Source organism: Nocardia rhizosphaerihabitans (assembly GCF_014646295.1).
In the GTDB taxonomy this organism is placed as follows: Bacteria; Actinomycetota; Actinomycetes; order Mycobacteriales; family Mycobacteriaceae; genus Nocardia; species Nocardia rhizosphaerihabitans.
In genome coordinates, this window is record NZ_BMNE01000001.1 from 13,261 (window position 1) to 29,612 (window position 16,352).

Annotated in this window: 16 protein-coding genes; 6 read left to right on the forward strand and 10 right to left on the reverse strand. The window is 65.1% G+C overall.

Annotated features, from left to right (window positions below; all coding sequences use genetic code 11):
* Positions 1-6: 6 nt before the first annotated feature.
* The 3 genes from IEY60_RS00080 to IEY60_RS00090 all read left to right on the forward strand — a co-directional run bounded on the left by IEY60_RS00080 (position 7) and on the right by IEY60_RS00090 (position 2,285).
* Positions 7-828, forward strand: coding sequence for a class I SAM-dependent methyltransferase (locus tag IEY60_RS00080; RefSeq protein WP_189022470.1), 822 nt, complete (start codon positions 7-9; stop codon positions 826-828).
* Positions 825-1,526 (forward strand): phosphotransferase, encoded by a 702-nt coding sequence (locus IEY60_RS00085; RefSeq protein WP_189022472.1) that lies wholly within the window; start codon positions 825-827, stop codon positions 1,524-1,526. The genes IEY60_RS00080 and IEY60_RS00085 overlap by 4 nt, the downstream gene beginning before the upstream one ends.
* A 114-nt stretch (positions 1,527-1,640) precedes the next feature.
* Positions 1,641-2,285, forward strand: coding sequence for an NUDIX hydrolase (locus IEY60_RS00090; protein ID WP_189022474.1), 645 nt, complete (start codon positions 1,641-1,643; stop codon positions 2,283-2,285).
* A gap of 393 nt (positions 2,286-2,678) precedes the next feature.
* On the opposite strand, the gene IEY60_RS00095 is transcribed toward IEY60_RS00090, so the two are convergent.
* Both IEY60_RS00095 and IEY60_RS00100 read right to left on the reverse strand, forming a co-directional pair.
* On the reverse strand, positions 2,679-4,643 hold the full coding sequence (locus IEY60_RS00095) for a heavy metal translocating P-type ATPase (RefSeq protein WP_189022475.1): 1,965 nt from the start codon (positions 4,641-4,643) through the stop codon (positions 2,679-2,681).
* Positions 4,640-5,029, reverse strand: a complete 390-nt coding sequence (locus IEY60_RS00100) for an ArsR/SmtB family transcription factor (protein WP_189022482.1) — start codon at positions 5,027-5,029, stop codon at positions 4,640-4,642. The genes IEY60_RS00095 and IEY60_RS00100 overlap by 4 nt, the downstream gene beginning before the upstream one ends.
* Before the next feature lie 500 nt (positions 5,030-5,529).
* On the opposite strand from IEY60_RS00100, the gene IEY60_RS00105 reads away from it, so the two are divergent.
* Positions 5,530-5,733, forward strand: a complete 204-nt coding sequence (locus tag IEY60_RS00105) for a YegP family protein (RefSeq protein WP_373291652.1) — start codon at positions 5,530-5,532, stop codon at positions 5,731-5,733.
* Between the two features lie 163 nt (positions 5,734-5,896).
* Here the strand turns inward: IEY60_RS00105 and IEY60_RS00110 are convergent, their stop codons facing one another.
* The 4 genes from IEY60_RS00110 to IEY60_RS00125 form a co-directional block, all read right to left on the reverse strand.
* Complete coding sequence (locus IEY60_RS00110; protein ID WP_189022484.1) at positions 5,897-7,180, reverse strand: UbiA prenyltransferase family protein; 1,284 nt, start codon at positions 7,178-7,180, stop codon at positions 5,897-5,899.
* Positions 7,177-7,506, reverse strand: coding sequence for a hypothetical protein (locus tag IEY60_RS00115; RefSeq protein ID WP_189022486.1), 330 nt, complete (start codon positions 7,504-7,506; stop codon positions 7,177-7,179). The genes IEY60_RS00110 and IEY60_RS00115 overlap by 4 nt, the downstream gene beginning before the upstream one ends.
* A gap of 962 nt (positions 7,507-8,468) precedes the next feature.
* Positions 8,469-8,855 carry a universal stress protein gene (locus tag IEY60_RS00120; RefSeq protein ID WP_308426054.1) on the reverse strand — a complete coding sequence of 129 codons (387 nt, stop codon included), beginning with the start codon at positions 8,853-8,855 and terminating at the stop codon, positions 8,469-8,471.
* Positions 8,856-9,026: 171 nt separating this feature from the next.
* A complete protein-coding gene (locus IEY60_RS00125; RefSeq protein WP_373291653.1) occupies positions 9,027-9,284 on the reverse strand; it encodes a fluoride efflux transporter FluC in 258 nt (85 codons plus the stop codon).
* Between the two features lie 467 nt (positions 9,285-9,751).
* Between IEY60_RS00125 and IEY60_RS00130 the strand changes: the two genes are divergently transcribed.
* A complete protein-coding gene (locus IEY60_RS00130) occupies positions 9,752-10,099 on the forward strand; it encodes an HIT family protein (RefSeq protein ID WP_189022490.1) in 348 nt (115 codons plus the stop codon).
* 45 nt (positions 10,100-10,144) lie between these two features.
* Here IEY60_RS00130 and IEY60_RS00135 read toward each other — a convergent pair whose 3' ends face one another.
* Entirely contained in the window at positions 10,145-10,453 is a 309-nt protein-coding gene (locus IEY60_RS00135) for a hypothetical protein (RefSeq protein ID WP_189022493.1), read from the reverse strand.
* A 16-nt stretch (positions 10,454-10,469) separates the two neighbouring features.
* Between IEY60_RS00135 and IEY60_RS00140 the strand changes: the two genes are divergently transcribed.
* Positions 10,470-11,870 (forward strand): alpha/beta hydrolase family protein, encoded by a 1,401-nt coding sequence (locus IEY60_RS00140; RefSeq protein WP_189022495.1) that lies wholly within the window; start codon positions 10,470-10,472, stop codon positions 11,868-11,870.
* Positions 11,871-12,036: 166 nt separating this feature from the next.
* Here IEY60_RS00140 and IEY60_RS00145 read toward each other — a convergent pair whose 3' ends face one another.
* From IEY60_RS00145 to IEY60_RS00155, 3 genes are read right to left on the reverse strand one after another with little or no spacing between them, the layout of a single operon-like run.
* On the reverse strand, positions 12,037-12,555 hold the full coding sequence (locus tag IEY60_RS00145; RefSeq protein ID WP_189022497.1) for a DUF6262 family protein: 519 nt from the start codon (positions 12,553-12,555) through the stop codon (positions 12,037-12,039).
* Positions 12,556-12,557: 2 nt separating this feature from the next.
* The gene (locus tag IEY60_RS35440; RefSeq protein WP_229739448.1) at positions 12,558-15,068 is read right to left on the reverse strand and encodes a tyrosine-type recombinase/integrase; all 2,511 of its coding nucleotides are present in this window, start codon (positions 15,066-15,068) and stop codon (positions 12,558-12,560) included.
* Positions 15,065-16,168, reverse strand: coding sequence for a tyrosine-type recombinase/integrase (locus IEY60_RS00155; RefSeq protein WP_308426055.1), 1,104 nt, complete (start codon positions 16,166-16,168; stop codon positions 15,065-15,067). Before IEY60_RS00155 ends, IEY60_RS35440 begins: the two co-directional genes overlap by 4 nt.
* Positions 16,169-16,352 lie beyond the last annotated feature (184 nt).

Genomic DNA, 16,352 nt, shown 5'->3' on the forward strand with positions numbered 1-16,352 from the left:
CCGTCGATGACCTCCACGCCCTTCACCGACCCCGACACCGTCGCGCGCCTCTACGCCGACGCCGGGCGAACCCAGCAACGCACCAACGCACTGCTCACCGCCAAAACCAGCGGCGACAACGCGACAGCCACCATCGTCGACCTCGTCGCACACCACGCACCGAAGCACCCAACAGTGTGTGAAATCGGCTGCGGCAGAGGGACAGTCACCCTCGCCCTCGCCGAGTCCCTCACGCCCCCACGCCACACCGTCGTCGACATCTCACCGGCATTCCTGGCCACCGTCGCCAAACGCGCCGCCGACACCGGATTCGCCGTGGAAACGGTGCGAGGCGACTTCCATCGCCTACCACTGCCGGACTCCAGTTTCGACGTCCTCGTCGCGGCGTTCTGCCTCTACCACTCGGCACGCCCCGCTGATGTCGTCGCCAGGATCGCGCGCTGCCTTGCACCGGGCGGCCGGGCGATACTGGCCACCAAATCGATCGACAGCTACTACGAGATCGACCAACTCATGGTCGACACCGGCCTCGACCCATTGGCGACCAGCCGGCCGAGTCTGTACGAAACCTTCCACAGCGCCAACGCCGCCGACATCGTCGCGACCGGGCTCGAAGTCACCGAGGTCATCCACCGCGACCACACGTTCCGGTTCACCGACTTCGACCACCTCGCCTCCTACGCAGTCACGGTCCCCAAATACGAACTGCCCCAATGGTTAGTGACCAATCCACGCGATCTCGCGGCCGAGCTTCGACGGCGAACTCGTGATCGGCCATTCACTGCCACCTCGACCGTCACCTACATAGCCGCGAGCGGCCAACCATGAGCGCGACAACCTTCGTCAAGCACTATGCATCACCGAATCTCGCCGAATCTGCGCGCGCACATCATGATTGGCTGTGCCGACTCGATGCCGCAGTGCGCATTCCGCAACTGTATGGCGTCACAGGCACACGAATGGTTCTCGAACATATGGAGGGATACCAGCCGGGGCCCGCCGACCTGCCGGTGGTCGCCGCCGCCCTCGGACGCCTCCACGCCGCCGCATACATCCGACACCTGCATGCGGGGCGACTCGACCAGCCATTCGAAGCGACACCGACGTTGACGCTCGTCGACTTCGTCTCCCGCCGCGCAACTGCGCTGCCGCAGGATTTCGCCATCGGGGAACTACCGTGTGCCCTCTACAAAGACAGCAACATCCGCAACTTCATCCTCACTGACGACCAGGTCGCCATCATCGACTTCGACGACTTGACCTTGGCGCCCTTCGGCTACGACCTCGCGAAACTCGTCGTCAGCGCCGCCATGACCCACGGGCCGCTTAGCGGCGAACTCATCAAGCACACCCTCAACAGCTACAACGTCGAAACCAGCAGCATCGCCGACGCACACTGCGACATGCGTCGATTCCAGCTCTACACCGAGGTCCACCACCGACTCACCGTCCGCTACCTCGGCCGCCACGGCTACACCCACGGGTGGCCAGATGTCCGGCCCTGGGGCCGCAGGGTGATCGGCTGACCGGGTGTATCGAAACAGCCTGACAGCCTCGCCGCGCGGCTGGCGACGCCGGAGCCGTCGTAACCATCGAACAGCCGCTGCGACAACAACGCCGATCCGACCAAAGGACCATGGATGGACAACGCTCAACCGACAGCCGAGACCCAGATCCGCCAACACGCCATTGCTCTGGCCGCCCTCGCGCACAACGGCCTCGTCTTCTCCACCGACGTCTTCGACCGGCAACGCTACGAACAGGCCAAACAGATAGCCACCGACCTGCTGGCCCTCATCAGCAGCGGCACCGTGGAGGACCTGCACCAGAACGTATTCCTCGAACAGGGATACATGACACCCAAAGTCGACGTTCGTGGCGGCGTCTTCGACGACGGCGGTCGCATCCTGCTCATCCGCGACCGCAGCGACGAGAAATGGACCCTGCCCGGCGGCTGGTGCGACGTCCTGGAACCGCCCTCACTCGCCGTCGAACGCGAAGTACACGAAGAATCCGGCATCACCGTGCGCGCCCGCAAACTCGTGGCACTGCACGACCGTGATGTGCAAGGCCACCAACCCGCCTTCCCTTACCACGTGTACAAGCTGTTCTTCCTGTGCGAGACCATCTCCCACGGCCAACCCAGCCCCGTCGAGACCATGGAAATCAGCTGGTTCGACGTCGAAGAGCTGCCCGAACTGTCGACCACCCGGGTGCTCGACACCCAAATCCGACTTCTCCATGACCACTGGAATAAGCCAGACCTACCAACGATGTTCGACTGACCGCCGGTCATCACCCCGACTACACATCGGCCGTTGGCGGCCCACGTTTCGAGCCGTACCTGGCCGATTCAACGCGGAGGAGCCACCCCGGCCCGTGATTGCCCTTTGCACGCCGACAGCAACTCAGTCCAACCCCGAGTCGAGGCACACAAGAGCGGACTGGTCCGATGACCCGCGCGACGACCGAAGTAGCCCACATCGACGCGGTGGCCGCCGCCGGGGTTGAATGCCAACCGCAGACCCACCGGGCCCGCCTCGATCGGGGATCCATCCAGCGTGGTCTGTCCCCCACGCCTTGATCCCGAGATCGGCCGCAGCTACCCCGTGGCCGCCGCCGCTCACCGCAGCCGCCGTCCCCACCGTGAACCAAGGGGGGGACCGACGGTGCGGCAGTCACGACGACGCTGCCGCCAGTGCGGGCGCGGACTTGATCACTGGATCCGTCACCGGGACAAGGTGTTTGGTGCGTCCGGCTCGCACACCGTTGGCGATGACGACGATCTCGGCGAGTTCGTGCACCAGCACCACCGCCGCCAGCCCGAGCACTCCGAACAGGGCCAGCGGGATCAGGATCGTGATCAGGCCGAGCGACAACCCGACGTTCTGCAACATGATTCTGCGCGCCCGACGTGCATGCTGCAGGGCGCGTGGCAGATGTCGCAGATCCTCACCCATCAGTGCGACGTCGGCGGTTTCGATCGCGACATCGGTTCCCATGGCACCCATCGCCACACCCAGATCAGCGGTAGCCAGGGCGGGAGCGTCGTTGACGCCATCACCGACCATCGCGGTGAACCGGTGCTGGCGCAGGCCAGCCACGATGCGGGCCTTGTCCTCCGGGCGCAGGTCCGCGTGCACATCCTCGATGCCTGCCTCGGAGGCCAACGCAGCCGCCGTGCGAGTGTTGTCGCCGGTCAGCATCGACACCCCCACACCAAGCGCGTGCAGCCGGTCGATGACCTCCACCGCTTCGGGCCGAAGTTCGTCACGAACCGCGATCGCCCCAATCACGCGACCCTCGTCCTCGATCAGCACCGCGGTCGCGCCCGCGTTCTGCATACGCTCGACATCAGCGGCCAGTGGACCGGGCTCGATCCAGCCCGGGCGCCCCAACCGCACCGCGCGCCCATCGACAAGACCGGTCAGCCCGGCACCGGTGACCGCATCGACCTCGACGGCAGGTACGACGGTGCCCGCGGCAGCGAGGATCGCTCGCGCCAAGGGGTGTTCGCTGCGCGCTTCCAGAGCCGCCGCGACCGCGAGGACCGTGGCCTGGTCGACGCGGTCGACAGTCGCGATCTCCACGACAGCAGGCTTGTTCGCTGTCAGGGTGCCGGTCTTGTCGAGTGCGACCTCACGAACCCTGCCCATCGCTTCGAGCGCAGCACCGCCCTTGACCAGCACACCGAGCTTGCTCGCTGCGCCGATCGCGGCGACCACGGTGACCGGCACCGAGATCGCCAGCGCGCACGGCGACGCAGCGACCAACACCACCAGCGCGCGTTCGATCCAGGTCACCGGATCACCGGCCAGCGACCCGATGACCGCGATCGCGGCGGCCGCGATCATGATCCCGGGAACGAGAGGTTTGGCGATTTTGTCCGCCAGGCGCTGGGCTTCACCCTTGCGGGCTTGTTCGGCTTCCACGATCCGCACGATCCGGGCCAGGGAGTTGTCCTCGGCGGTAGTGGAGACCTCGACCTCCACGGCACCGGTGCCGTTGATGGATCCGGCGAAAACCTCGGTTCCAGGTCCGGCTTCCACCGGCACCGATTCACCCGTGATCGCCGAAACATCCAGCGCACTATGGCCTTCGACGATGACGCCGTCGGTGGCCAGACGCTCGCCGGGACGCACCAGCATCCGGTCCCCGACCCGCAGGTCGGCCGGTGAGACGACGATCTCGACACCATCACGCAGAACGGTTGCCTGCTCGGGTACCAGGTTCAACAACGCACGCAGTCCGCGTCGGGTGCGTGCGACGGCATATTCCTCTAGGCCTTCGCTGATGGAGAACAGGAACGCCAGCATCGCTGCTTCGCCGACCTCGCCCAGGATCACCGCACCGATCGCGGCGATCGTCATCAAGGTGCCGACACCGATCTTGCCCTTAGCCAACCGCTTCAACGTCCACGGCACGAACGTGTAGGCACCGACCAGCAGCGCAACGATCTCGAGACCCAACTCGACCAGACGCGGACCGCCACTCCAACCGACGACGAACGCAGCGGCCAGCAATACACCGGCGACCGCAGCGGCGCGTAGTTCGCTGACCTCCCACAGCTTTTCGGGTTCGCGTTCCTCGGCCTCGCCGCCGGTAGCCGGTTCGTCGTGGCCGCAGCCGCACGCATCGCTCACGCTCGCACCTCCGTGGTCGTCATCACAGCGGGGGCAGAGTCGGTGCCGTAGTTCGGGCACAGCGCGACCGCGTTGCCGGTCGCGGCCAGCAGGGTTTCCGCCGAGGCCAGCAAGTCCATCAACTCGGGGCGGGCCAGGCTGTAGAACACTTGGCGGCCCTGTGGCCGCCCCACCACCAAGCCGCAGTCGCGCAGGCACGCCACATGCGCGGATACAGTCGACTGCGCTAAGTCCAGCCCGGTCATCAGATCCGAGACCCGCGCTTCTCCACCTGCCAACCTGCGCACGATCGCAAGCCGCGTCGCGTCCGAGAGGCTGTGGAACAACGCCACCGCAGGATCCAGGCCCTCAGTGTCTGCACAACAACCATCCCGATTCATCGTCATATGGCGATGCTATCGAACTCTGGCGATTATATCGAGAATGAGGACTCGCAGCCTGATACTCCGAGGTTCTGCGGGATCCGTCGCGAAACCGACAGTGAAGCACCTAGGGGGAGGGGTTCACACAGTCGACCGGATACGCGCGTCTACCGTCATGCCAGCGCGAACTCAGCTTCGACAACCAGCCGACCAGGGTGAATTCCCAGGTCGCCCGCGTTCCCATCTTCGATGTGCCCCGCCGAGGGCGCGAACCTGCGACGACCCGTCAGGACAGGCATTGATCCAGGCTTCCCAGCTCTAGCCTGCGCCTGCAGTGGCGCGGAACCGGCGTCTGACGCCACGCCCGAAACACCGACTTCTTGTGCCGTGGTTGCGGGCGGTGGCTTTGCCGCCGCACCACAACGCACACCAGACGGGGGTCGCGGCCACCTGGTCGGCGTGGATTCCGGTTTCGACGGCCCGCGAGGGCGGCACCGGCTTCTTCGCGCCGACCCGGTTTCGGCGTGGCAGCGCGCCTGCGCCACAGTGAACACAGCCGTGGTGGCGATGTCGATCTTCCTGCGGCAGGTAAGTTCCGGCGTCGGCTCAAGGTCGGCAATGGCGAGATCATCGCCCAGTCTCAGGCTTACGAGTCCAAGGAGGCAGCGAAGAAGGGCATCTCCTCGGTCCAGAACAGCGCCCCGGGCGCCACGATCGTCGACACGTAGCTGCGCCCGGGGCGTGCCGGGCGAGACGAACAGCTAGCGGCCGGGGCGGATGGGAACTCCACGGGCACGGAGCCCGTCGACCCGCAGAACGGCCCCAGGATCCCTCGGCGGGGAACCTGGGGCCGTTTCGCGTTGTCGGTCCACCCCGTGTAGATCTCGGTGGTCAGATCGTCGGCGGCCCGGCTCGGTGGCGTGCCTCATCCGCCGCCTGCAGGATGGATCGCACGGCCTCCAGCTGCTTCTGTCGCGGCCGGTCTGCGCCGGGGGAGTTCGCGCACAGCATCGCTACCGCGGTCGCCGAGCCCAAGACGCCGACCAGGATTGACCCGAAGACGGGGAAACCGGTGTGCGCCGCGGCGGTGCCCAGGGTGATCCCGCACCAAAGCGCGGCAATGAGCGCGAACACACCGTGGGTGCTGGTGGCGATATCGGCCAGCTTGGTCAGGCTGAACCACATCGGCGCCATGGTGAACACGACGAACCCGGTGAGCGTCGCGATAGGCAGCACCGGGACCGCCGCCCAGGCGAGCACCCCAGCGCACAATCCGCCGAAGGCGGCCAGGGCCAGCCGGGTCGGTGTCAGCCCCGAGGGTTCACTGGAGCGGTGTGTCCACGCGGTGATCATCATCAGCAGCACCACCGCGACGATCACCGAGATGATGCCGGTCAGCCCGCCGGTGAACCGGTGCCCGAACCAGACGGCCACCGCGAGCGGGTAGAGCGCCATCAGGAGCATCACCAATGGGACCACCCGGACGGCCAGCATGCCCAATCCTGATCCGGTCGCCGCCGGCGGGCTCTGATTCGGCGCGGGCGGTCGGTGCGCGAGATCCATGCAGATGCACGGATCCCCGTGGGCGTGGGCGGTCGTCCACATCGTTGTTTGCACGGTGAGATCTTCTTCCCGCGGTGGCTGCGAGTGCGCCGCGGAAAGCGCAGCGGCGCCGCGCTGGCGCGGGACTTCCGTCAGCGGGTACTGCTCGTCGTCCCATTCCTCCCAGACGGGCTCGGGAGTGCTTTTCGGCAGAGCGGTGTCGTCATCCTCGGCCGGCGGCAGGACTCGCCTGGCCGAGGACTTCTTTCGGATCGGCAGAGCGGTGTCGTCGTCCTCGGCCGGTGGCAAGACCCTCCCGGCCGAGGCGTTCTGCCGAATCGGGTTGCCGCTGACCTCATCCCACAGTTCCAGCATGCGGTCGACGTTGCGCTGCGGCACCCGGCAGGCATGCAGAAACGCTTCGACCTGGTTTCGGTTCTTGGGCAGCGTGTTGTTGTTGGGGTCGATGAACCGGTATGCCGTGGAACGTGGAAGCCCTGAGTAGATGGCGATCTGGCCCGCGGTGAAGCCCGACACCTCGTGGATTCGCCGCAGCATTGCCATGTACGCGGCGGCGGCGGTGTCGTTCGGGTCCTCGGCCTTGTTGTGCCGAGGGTTGACCGGAATCGTCACCTGACGCCTCCGCTGCCGAGGCTGTTGAAGAGCGCGCCGAGCAGGCGGCAGACGGCGCGGGCGGCGCCGCCCAGCACAGTGCTCGGCAGGACCAGCCCGACCAACGGGACCGCGATCGCCATCAGATACTGCACGGCCAGTAGAGGATCGGTGCCGCGGGCGACGAGCAGGTAGTGGTAGACGAACCCGGCCACCACGATCGTCGCGGCCAGAAACGACTCCGGCCACGACAACGCCGGCCGGGTGGCCGGTTGCGGAGTCGGTGCGATCGAGATCGGAGAGGGGTCAGGGGGCTGGGCATGGCGTTGCCGCAGGCGCAGGGACACTTCGGTTTCTTCCCGTTCGGGAAGGCGGCCGAGGGCAGACAAGGCATTTCGATGCCCGCAGCTCGCACGCGGAACCTCGATCGCAACACACACGCTTGAACTGCGCCCCGGCCACCTTCAAATGGTGCAGAGACAGCCGAGACTTCGAGTGATCAAGGTTCGGCACCGAGTCCTCGAGTTCCCGCTCGCGGACAAGGTCTGGTCCGGGTGGTCCGGAGCCAGCGGTTGATCATTCTGCCACTGTCACGAGATGATTACGACGTCCCGAACTTCCGATGTGCCAGGTGATTTCGAACTGGCGTCCAACGGGTGGCCGCCAAACTGTCGAACACGCGTTCGCTAGCGCACCGTTAGTGTGTCCAGCAGGGGCCGGAATCTGCCACCAGGGTGTCCTGATAGCGCGTCTTCGCCCCGGAACGTTGGACACATCCTCGGGCGAATTCGGTCCTGATCTCCCTGTTCTCGGCCGTTCGTGTCCATTGGCGCCGGAACTTGCTTGTCCAGCGTGACGTTGGACGACACGGTTGTGCCTTAGTGTGTAACTACGGCCCCAAAGCTACTTGCGAGTAACTACCGCGATAGGGTGCCAGATACCCCGGATGGTCGATTGAGACAGCCGAGCAGACCGGGTACCCGGCGATCGCCTGTTCCCGCAGGCCCGTCGAGAACAAGGCCTCAGGTGCCCACTGGCGACCTGAGGCCTTCCTCGTTTCCGCACTGCGACGACGACGTTCGGCGCTGCCAAAAAGCCGACGGCATGCTGCAAAGCCCACCGCGTACGACAATCACGCTCCTACTGATCGCTGTCGCCGTCGCATCCGGCCCAATCCGAGCCGGCGGTAGGCAGCTGATGCGGCCCGCCGCATCGGCGCTCGGCCGACGGCATAGGTGACGAGGCACTACCGACCAGCAACGACACCCCGCCGGAGATCACCACGTTCGCGTGGAAGACGCTGAACTCGTCATTGGGCGAGCCGGGCCGTGGCGGCGCTGTGTTCGGGTACCAACAGCACCGGCCGGTTTCCGTGGTGGATCAAACGCGCCGAGACCGATTCCCCGAGCAAGCGCTCGACCAGCGAGACCACGCCGTGGCGTGGGGCACCGAGCACGATCATCGACGCGTCGTGATCGTCGGCGATCACACTCAACATCTGGGCCGGGTTGCCGCGGCGGGCGTAGTAGGACCAGTTGCCGGGCAAAGCGGTCAGCATCGAGCACGCGTACTCGCGTTCACGCTCGACAACCTCGGCGATCGCCTGGTCCCAATCCGCGGCGTCGGGGTCGATGGGCAGGTCGTCGGTATCGACGACATGGGCTACATGCAGGTACGCGTTCAGGGCAATGGCCATACCGATCGCGTAGTCGAGGGCGACATGGCTGGCGTTGTGCGGTCGAATCCGACCACCACATGGGCGGCCGGGAGCCTCGGTCCAGCGGGCCCGTCCACCCGGACAGGTTCTCGCCAGGGCGGGGTCGGGCCGCCTCCGCGTCGCTCGGGGATATCGCTCATCGTGTTGTCCTCACCATCGTGCCAGGGCCAACCCGGCCGCACCCGCTAGAACCGTCAACGCCAACGTGAGCGAGGCGTTGACCGCAGCGGCTCGATACCGTTGGCGCTGGATCAAACGCACTGTCTCGAAGCTGGCGGTACTGAAGGTCGTGTACCCACCACAGAACCCGATTCCCACAACCGTCTGCACCGAACCCGGCACCCCATCGAAGACGATCAGCCCCGTCACGAACCCCAGCAGCAACGATCCGGTCACGTTGACGACCACCGTCGCCCAACCATGGACTTGCTCACCGGCTGACCTACTCCCCCGAATTCCAGGCCGCGGTACGAACCGCGCGAGCACTGTATGGGTTGCGGCGGCAGGACTGCACCGGCGATAGCCCCGGTCGCCGCGGGCATGAGCCGGACCGGCCAGCGAGTCCGGCCCCCTCCTGTCCTGCGGCGAAGTACAGGTCAGTCACATCGCCGCGGGAACCCTCCCGGCGCCGGGGCCGTCCAATCCGAGCATGGGAATGGACTCTGTAGACCGCCAAGCGCTACTCGATGCTGGACTGGATCCAGATGACCCGCAGGTCTGGGCCGTGCTTCTCTGGGGGTCGGGCTGCTGACGATCACCGATTTGTCGGAGTTAGTGCAGCTCAGTGGCTTCCGTGAAGACGGTAGCAAACTGCAACAGCTGTCGTGCAGCATCGGTGACATGGGGCAGGGCTCTGCGGCCCGTAGGGTTGCTGTATGAGCGAGCCGGATTGGTATTGCGATCAGGTCATCCCTCGCGCGATCGACGTGGATGTCGTGGCCGAGACGGACGACGTGCTGGCCTTCCGGCCGCCGATCCGAGGGTTCGGAACCGAGCATGTAATCGTCGTGCCGAAAAGGCATGTCCGTTCCTTGCTGGAACTGGACCCGGCGCTGGGCGCCGAATTGCTAAGGGTCACACAGGATGTCGCGCGCCAAGTTGTTGATGCGCATGGAGGGTGTCAGGTTTTGACGACGCTTGGAGACGAACAGCACAACCGGCATCTCCATCTGCATGTTGCTGCTGGTGAGGGTGTCGCTCGATTCGTCCGCCGAAAGGATTAGCTGGGCGGGCAGGGATAAGAAGCTCGGCGCGAATGTTCACCCAGCTCACCGGGTGGTCCCGTCACCTCTTTGCCGCCGAGCCCTGTCCGGGTTGATGTAGAGCCGAACACCCTCATACACCACCGTATTCGGCACGTCGTCGTCGTTGTCCGGGTCGCCGGAGTCCGCAGGATCCGGCAGTTCCGCTCGCTCCTGGATAACGATCTGCGCTCGCGCAGCGCCTGGATCGAACATCTCTTGAAGCGGTCCGACGAACGTCCCCCCGAGGCCGCGGCGCTTCGCCCGAACAGCTGCCCACCCGAGCACGGCCATTGGGCCGATGATGGCGATCAGCAGTATGAATTCCCCGCCCATGTCGACGAGCGTACCGATGAAATCCTTCGCTCCGCTCAGGAGAGCGAGGGCCAGCGTCGCACCACAATGCCGCGCTTCGGATACCGCAGGTAGCCGGGATCCTCTGGAACAGGTTGCCATGCTTGCCGAGAGCCGGACTAGGCTGAACCGGTCGAGGGCGAGCACCGTCCAGACCGGGGAGGGAATTATCTTGTTGGGCAGGGTATTTCGATGGCTGTTGATTCTCCTGATGGCCTCGGCGTGGGCGGCGGTTGGCGTTGTTGCCCGAGCCGAACCAGCGCCGTCGCAACAGGCATCGGCCGTCGTCACCCTGCCTGAGCCGACCGGCTCTGAAGCAATCGGCGTGGTCGATTTGCATCTGGTCGATCCGTCTCGTCACGATCCGTATCTCCCGACTCGTACACGCGAGTTGATGGTCAGCATTTGGTATCCCGCCGCCGATCAAGCAGCAATACCGTTGCGGCCCTGGGTTTCCGAACAAGTGTCCCGGGCGTACTCGGACGGCCTGGCCAAGGTCGGTCTGCCGATCACGGGGTCGTGGACCTTGGCATCGAGCCACGGTCGGGTCGATGCGGCTGCGGACAGCGCGGGTGGGCGGCGACCGATCGTATTGTTCTCCCCAGGCATGGGCATGCCGCGCGAGACCAGCACCGCCCAAGCCGAAGACCTCGCCAGTCACGGATTCGTCGTGGTCACCATCAGCCACACCTATGAATCGCAGGCGACAGAGTTCCCCGACGGACGACTCGAGAAAAGCGTGCTGCCGCAAGTGGTGGATGCCGAGCAGGTCAACGCGCAGATCGGACAGGCGATACAGGTCCGTGTCGCCGACACCCGATTCGTCCTCGACCAGTTGGCCGACCTCAGCACCGGTGTCGACCCGGACGCCGACGGGCATCCACTGCCCGCGAATCTCGCCGGAATACTCGACCTGTCGAAGATCGGGATGTTCGGGCATTCACTCGGCGGCGCCACCGCGGCCCAGGTGATGCACGATGATCGACGGGTCGCCGCAGGGGTGGATCTGGATGGCTCCCTGCTGGGTTCGGTGCTCACCGACGGATTGGACCGCCCGTTCGTACTGATCGGCAGCGCTGGTCGCGAACGAGCCCAGGACCCCAGCTGGCAGCAATTCTGGGCCGCCGATCACGGACCGAAACTGGAATTCCGGCTCGACGGCTCGCAACATCTCTCCTTCAGCGACAACCAGCTGATCGTTCCAGCTCTGGCTGCCGCGGGCATCGTGCCCGCCGATTTCGCCGCCAAGGTGGTCGGCACCATCGCCCCGCAAGACTCGCTCGATCTTCAGCGCGTCTACCTGCGTACCTTCTTCGACACGACATTCGGTCGATACGACGATCTCACGAAAACCCCAGCCACCACCTTGCTGCACCCAGGAATGATCCCGGTTCCGTAGATGCTCGCCTGATCGGGAAGGCTGACGAGTCTCACCAGACCGTCGATGCAACGCGTTCTGTATAGCCGCACGTCGCGCGGTTCGAGCTGTGCGGCGAGCCTAGCTGTTGCCGATACCTCCCGACTCCGGCAGTGGGGCTGGCCGCTCCTGCCCCTGAAACCGGCGGTCAGATCCGCTTGTTCATGTTGGCGAACAGTTCCCGGTTCGCGGCGCGGGCCGCGTCGAGTTCCTGCTCGCGTTCGCTGAGCTGGTCGACCAGCTCGACCACCTGCTGTTCCAGGCCGATGATCTGGCTTTGGAGTGCCTCGATATTTGGGGGTGCGCCGAGCCCGGATTCCTTCCAAGCCTGATCACCGAGAAGCTCGGAGAGTTTGCGTTCGAGCTGCTTGTTGTGAGCGACCAGGCGAGCGATGCGGGCCTGGGAGTTGGCGAGATCCGCCTTCAGGGACGCAGTGGTGACCGAGCCGGCCGCGCGGTCACCGGGCGGGGAGGTTTGAGCAGTACGGATCTGCGCGAGAAGGTCGCGGTGGCGATAGAGAAAGCTGCGATCAACGCCCGCGGCACGGGCGATCGCGGACACACTGAGCTCGCTCCCATCATGGCGGGCGGTGCTGACAACCTTCATCACTCGCTGCCGTCTGCGTGCTGAATCCGCTTGGCGGCCTTGGATCATCGAGCCGGGCATGGTCAGGCACTCCTGTCGGGACGGATGGTGGGGAGCGGCTGCCGGACTCGGGGTAGCCCCAGCCCGACGACGCTGTTGCGTGCCCGGCGGACGATGGCGATCGCGTCCGAGATGTGGGCCCTGTTATCTGCGGTGAGCTCATCGACGTCCGTCTCGATGCGTGCGATCAACCTGCGGATACGGCCGATTTCCTCGTCCGAGGGCATGGCCTCGCTCTTGGCCCAATCGTCAGCGGCGTCGAAGGCGCTGCGCAGCCGTTCCCGACTGCGCAGCAAATCTGCAAGGTAGGCCTCCAGATCCGGCAGATAGGACACGTCGGTGGAGAAGTGCGCGCAGCCCACGCAACGGAACCGGACGGGGCATTCCCCTCCGCCTGCGGCGACATTGGTGGGCTCACTGCAACTTCCGTACGGGACAGCGACTTCACCGACCGCGCGACGCAGGTGCTCGGAATCCAACAGCGCCTTGGCTTCTCGCCAGATGCGGTTGCCGTGCCGGTCGAACTGCATTGTCGTCACTCGGTCGATCGCTTCCCGACGGCGCTTCTCCCCGACACGGTAGTACCCCTGTGTGGTGGACAGTTGCCGGTGATCCATGAGCTCACGCAGGACGTCGACCGCGACCCCGGCATCGGCGTGGCGTTGGGCGTAGGTATGGCGGTAGGCGTGGGGAAATATGCGCTTCTTGTCGAAGGGCAGCATCGTGATCACCGACTTGCCGCCTTCGTGAACGGTCGTCGGCACGAGGATGTCGGGCAGCGACGCGACCCAGTCTCGGTGGATGCCCTGGCAGGTATTGGTGTGGAACGCGACGGTGCCGTGCGGGTTTTTCGTCAGCCGTGGCAGCAGCTTCAACTGACCAGCAGGTTCGTGGGGGAACCTCGCTCGGATATGGGCTTGTTGGTGTTGGATCACCGATGCTGTGGCGAGGTTGATCGGTAGCCGGCGGCCGTTCCTGTTGGCTTTGAAGTTGTCGTAGACGAGGACGGGCTGGCCCTGTTCGTCGTAGTCGAGACAGTCCAGCGGGAGTTGGCAGATCTCTTCGAGTCGACGGCCGGTATCGATCATCAGCTCGATCACGACGCGAATGTCGGTGCCAGAGCGAGCTTCCAGCGTGTCGAGGTTCGCGCACAGGGTCCGCATGACCTCGATCGGTAGATCGCGACCGGCCCGCTCCTCGGGTTCGTCGGGGATGTCGTCGGTGCTGAGCACGAAATCCTCGTGAAGTCCGTGCAAGGGTTGGCCCGGTCTGGTCAACCCCAGCGCGCGCATTCCAGCGAGAACCTGCTTGACGTCACGAACAACTCGGATCTGGTAGAGGAGGGTGATGGTCCCCTCGGCTCGAAGGAAGGCTATCCGGTTCAAGAAGTTCGTGATATCGGTCCGAGACAGCGCCGTGAGGTTGTCGCCGTGGTCGGGACATTGGAGGCGAAGGCTGCTCGACAGCATCGTCAGCGATTTGATCTTCACCTGGCAGCTGCCCTTGGCTTGGCGTCCGCGGCGTCGGGGCAGATCATTGGCTGCCCAGATCTTCGCGGCTTCGCGCAGCCAGGATTGCGAGATCGCGTCGAAACGCAGTGTGCCGCTGCCTGCCCCGAAGACCGCGACATTCCACTCGTCCTTGTGGCGTTCGGTCTCTGGAGTTGCCCGCAGCAGCCGGGCCGAGGTGACGAACTTCGTCAGCACGTGCGCCACCTTCACGTCGAATCGGCGATTGAGACGACCCGGATCGATCTCCTCGATCGAGGCAACTTGTTCGGCGCGAACATGGTCGATGAGGGGGCGCAGCGTGACCGGGGATGTCTTGACGCCTTGCGCGACTCGCTGTTGCAGGCCGAACAGGATCTCGGCGACAACGCGGTCGGGCAGACCGCGCAAGCTTGCCTCCGCCTCGATGCTGATGGCTGATGTGGTTATGCGCCAGCGCATCTCGTCGGCATCTTCACCGTTGTGGCGGCGGAAGTTTCTCCAGTTGTTGCGATGGCCGTCGCAGTAGGGGGCGTTGCCGGGCTTGTCACGCGCGCAGGCGGCTACTTCGCAGGGGCCGAAACTGGGCAGTGCGACGACGACCGGGTGAGCCACGAACTGATCCAGTGAAACCTTGAGGATGCTGACCCGCTGATTGTGGTGGGCGCTGCAGAGCCTCGATGTGCTTGATCCCCAAGGCCGTTGGCATTGTGGCACCGCGCAGCGACCGGTTCGCGCACGGCGAAGCTTGATGCGTTCGATGGCGAGGAACTCATCCATCGGCGGCTGACCTTCTCGCTCCCATCGAATCCGGCAGTGAGCACACAATGTTTGCTGCCCGCGGTAGACGACCGTGTCGCAGGCCGCCACGGGACACCGCCTCCACCCCAACACCGGATGGTCCTGGGGAAAAAACACGTACCGACGCTCGGCAGACCAGCCGAGCAATTCCAAGAAGTCCGAATCGATTGCAGCCCAAAGCCGCGCGACCTCGACGCCCTGCTCGGGAGAGTCCTGGTTCGCGGCGATAGAAGCCAACCCGCTCATCGCAACTCCTCCGTGATCTCCCGCGGAGAGGGAATCCGTTCGATGGCTTTACGCAGCCGATCCGCCCCAGGATGGAGGTACGGTTCGGCCGATGAGGGGCTCACGTGACCGAGGAGCGCTTGGATCTCATCGAGCGCAGCTCCGCTATCAGCGAGATTGCTGGCGAAGCCGTGTCTGCCCTGATGCGGCGAGATCGAGCGTGCCAGCCCCGCGCGCCGACACAACGCCGCGAACAATTCATTCAACGCATGAGGCGACATCGGCGCACCAAGAGGCTGCCGGAACAGGTTGACCAGCAGAAAATCGCACCCAGCCGCGGCCGGCTGCTCCTCACGTTCGAGGAGGTAGAGATCGAGTGCCCGGACGGTGAGAAAGTCCAACGGCACCGCCCGGGTGTACCTGGATTTTGCCCAGGCACCGTTCGGGTTGTCCCGGCGAACCACGTGCAGATGCGCGCCCTGGACAAGACAATCGTGCACCGCATTGTCCGGCAGCAGATGCAGATCGCTGCGCCGCAAGCCCGTGGCCTCTCCACGCCGCAGCCCGACTCGCGCCAGCAGCAGCACGATCAGCCGGTCCCTGGCTGATCGGCACACCCGGAAAACCGCGACGATTTCAGAATCCATAGCCCGATCCACCGCCGTCTCAGGCTCGTGGAGGCGGTGCCGGGCCCGCAGACGGTATCGCAGACTGGTCGATTCGCCTTGTGCCACCGATGGCAGATCACGCGAATCGCCGATCTCGTAGAGCTGCTCGACCACCCAACCGGCTACCTCTCTGGCTGCCGCAGCGAACATCAGGAAACCCCGGGTGGCAGTGAGAATTTGGTTGATTCGCGACTCACTACGAACCGGCTTCACCGTCGATCCCATCACGACTCGGCTGCCACCGGCCGGAGTGTATTTCAGCCAGACGATGAACAAGCCCAGATCTCTTGCAGCTGTGCGCCATTCGCGACCACTACCCGCGCACCAACGCAGAAACAGCGACACGCTCTCCGCGTAGGCCTTCGTTGTCGACTCGGCACGATCTCGGCCGAATCTCAACTCCAGCAGATACCGGTCAGCGACCGGCTCCACCTCATAGTCCTCGCTGATCACTGTCCAATACCGGCCACCCGACGGCATTCTCACCAGAAACGCCCGCACCAAGTCCTCCGCTCTCCGTCCTCACTTCGACACGGAGCCACAGAGCTACACACCCCAAAGAACCGTCGCAAAACCACGCCGGAGTGTCATTGACGCAACACCCCGACGCAGGTCACGTACCCCGAGAGAACCATCC

What these genes read in the sequence shown, in the direction of transcription:
- IEY60_RS00080 (WP_189022470.1), top strand. Translation starts at nt 7, where the DNA reads ATGACCTCCACGCCCTTCACCGACCCCGACACCGTCGCGCGCCTCTAC.
- IEY60_RS00085 (WP_189022472.1), top strand. Translation starts at nt 825, where the DNA reads ATGAGCGCGACAACCTTCGTCAAGCACTATGCATCACCGAATCTCGCC.
- IEY60_RS00090 (WP_189022474.1), top strand. Translation starts at nt 1,641, where the DNA reads ATGGACAACGCTCAACCGACAGCCGAGACCCAGATCCGCCAACACGCC.
- IEY60_RS00100 (WP_189022482.1), bottom strand. Translation starts at nt 5,029, where the DNA reads ATGACGATGAATCGGGATGGTTGTTGTGCAGACACTGAGGGCCTGGAT.
- IEY60_RS00120 (WP_308426054.1), bottom strand. Translation starts at nt 8,855, where the DNA reads ATGGCCATTGCCCTGAACGCGTACCTGCATGTAGCCCATGTCGTCGAT.
- IEY60_RS00130 (WP_189022490.1), top strand. Translation starts at nt 9,752, where the DNA reads ATGAGCGAGCCGGATTGGTATTGCGATCAGGTCATCCCTCGCGCGATC.
- IEY60_RS00135 (WP_189022493.1), bottom strand. Translation starts at nt 10,453, where the DNA reads ATGGGCGGGGAATTCATACTGCTGATCGCCATCATCGGCCCAATGGCC.
- IEY60_RS00140 (WP_189022495.1), top strand. Translation starts at nt 10,470, where the DNA reads ATGAAATCCTTCGCTCCGCTCAGGAGAGCGAGGGCCAGCGTCGCACCA.
- IEY60_RS00145 (WP_189022497.1), bottom strand. Translation starts at nt 12,555, where the DNA reads ATGCCCGGCTCGATGATCCAAGGCCGCCAAGCGGATTCAGCACGCAGA.
- IEY60_RS35440 (WP_229739448.1), bottom strand. Translation starts at nt 15,068, where the DNA reads ATGAGCGGGTTGGCTTCTATCGCCGCGAACCAGGACTCTCCCGAGCAG.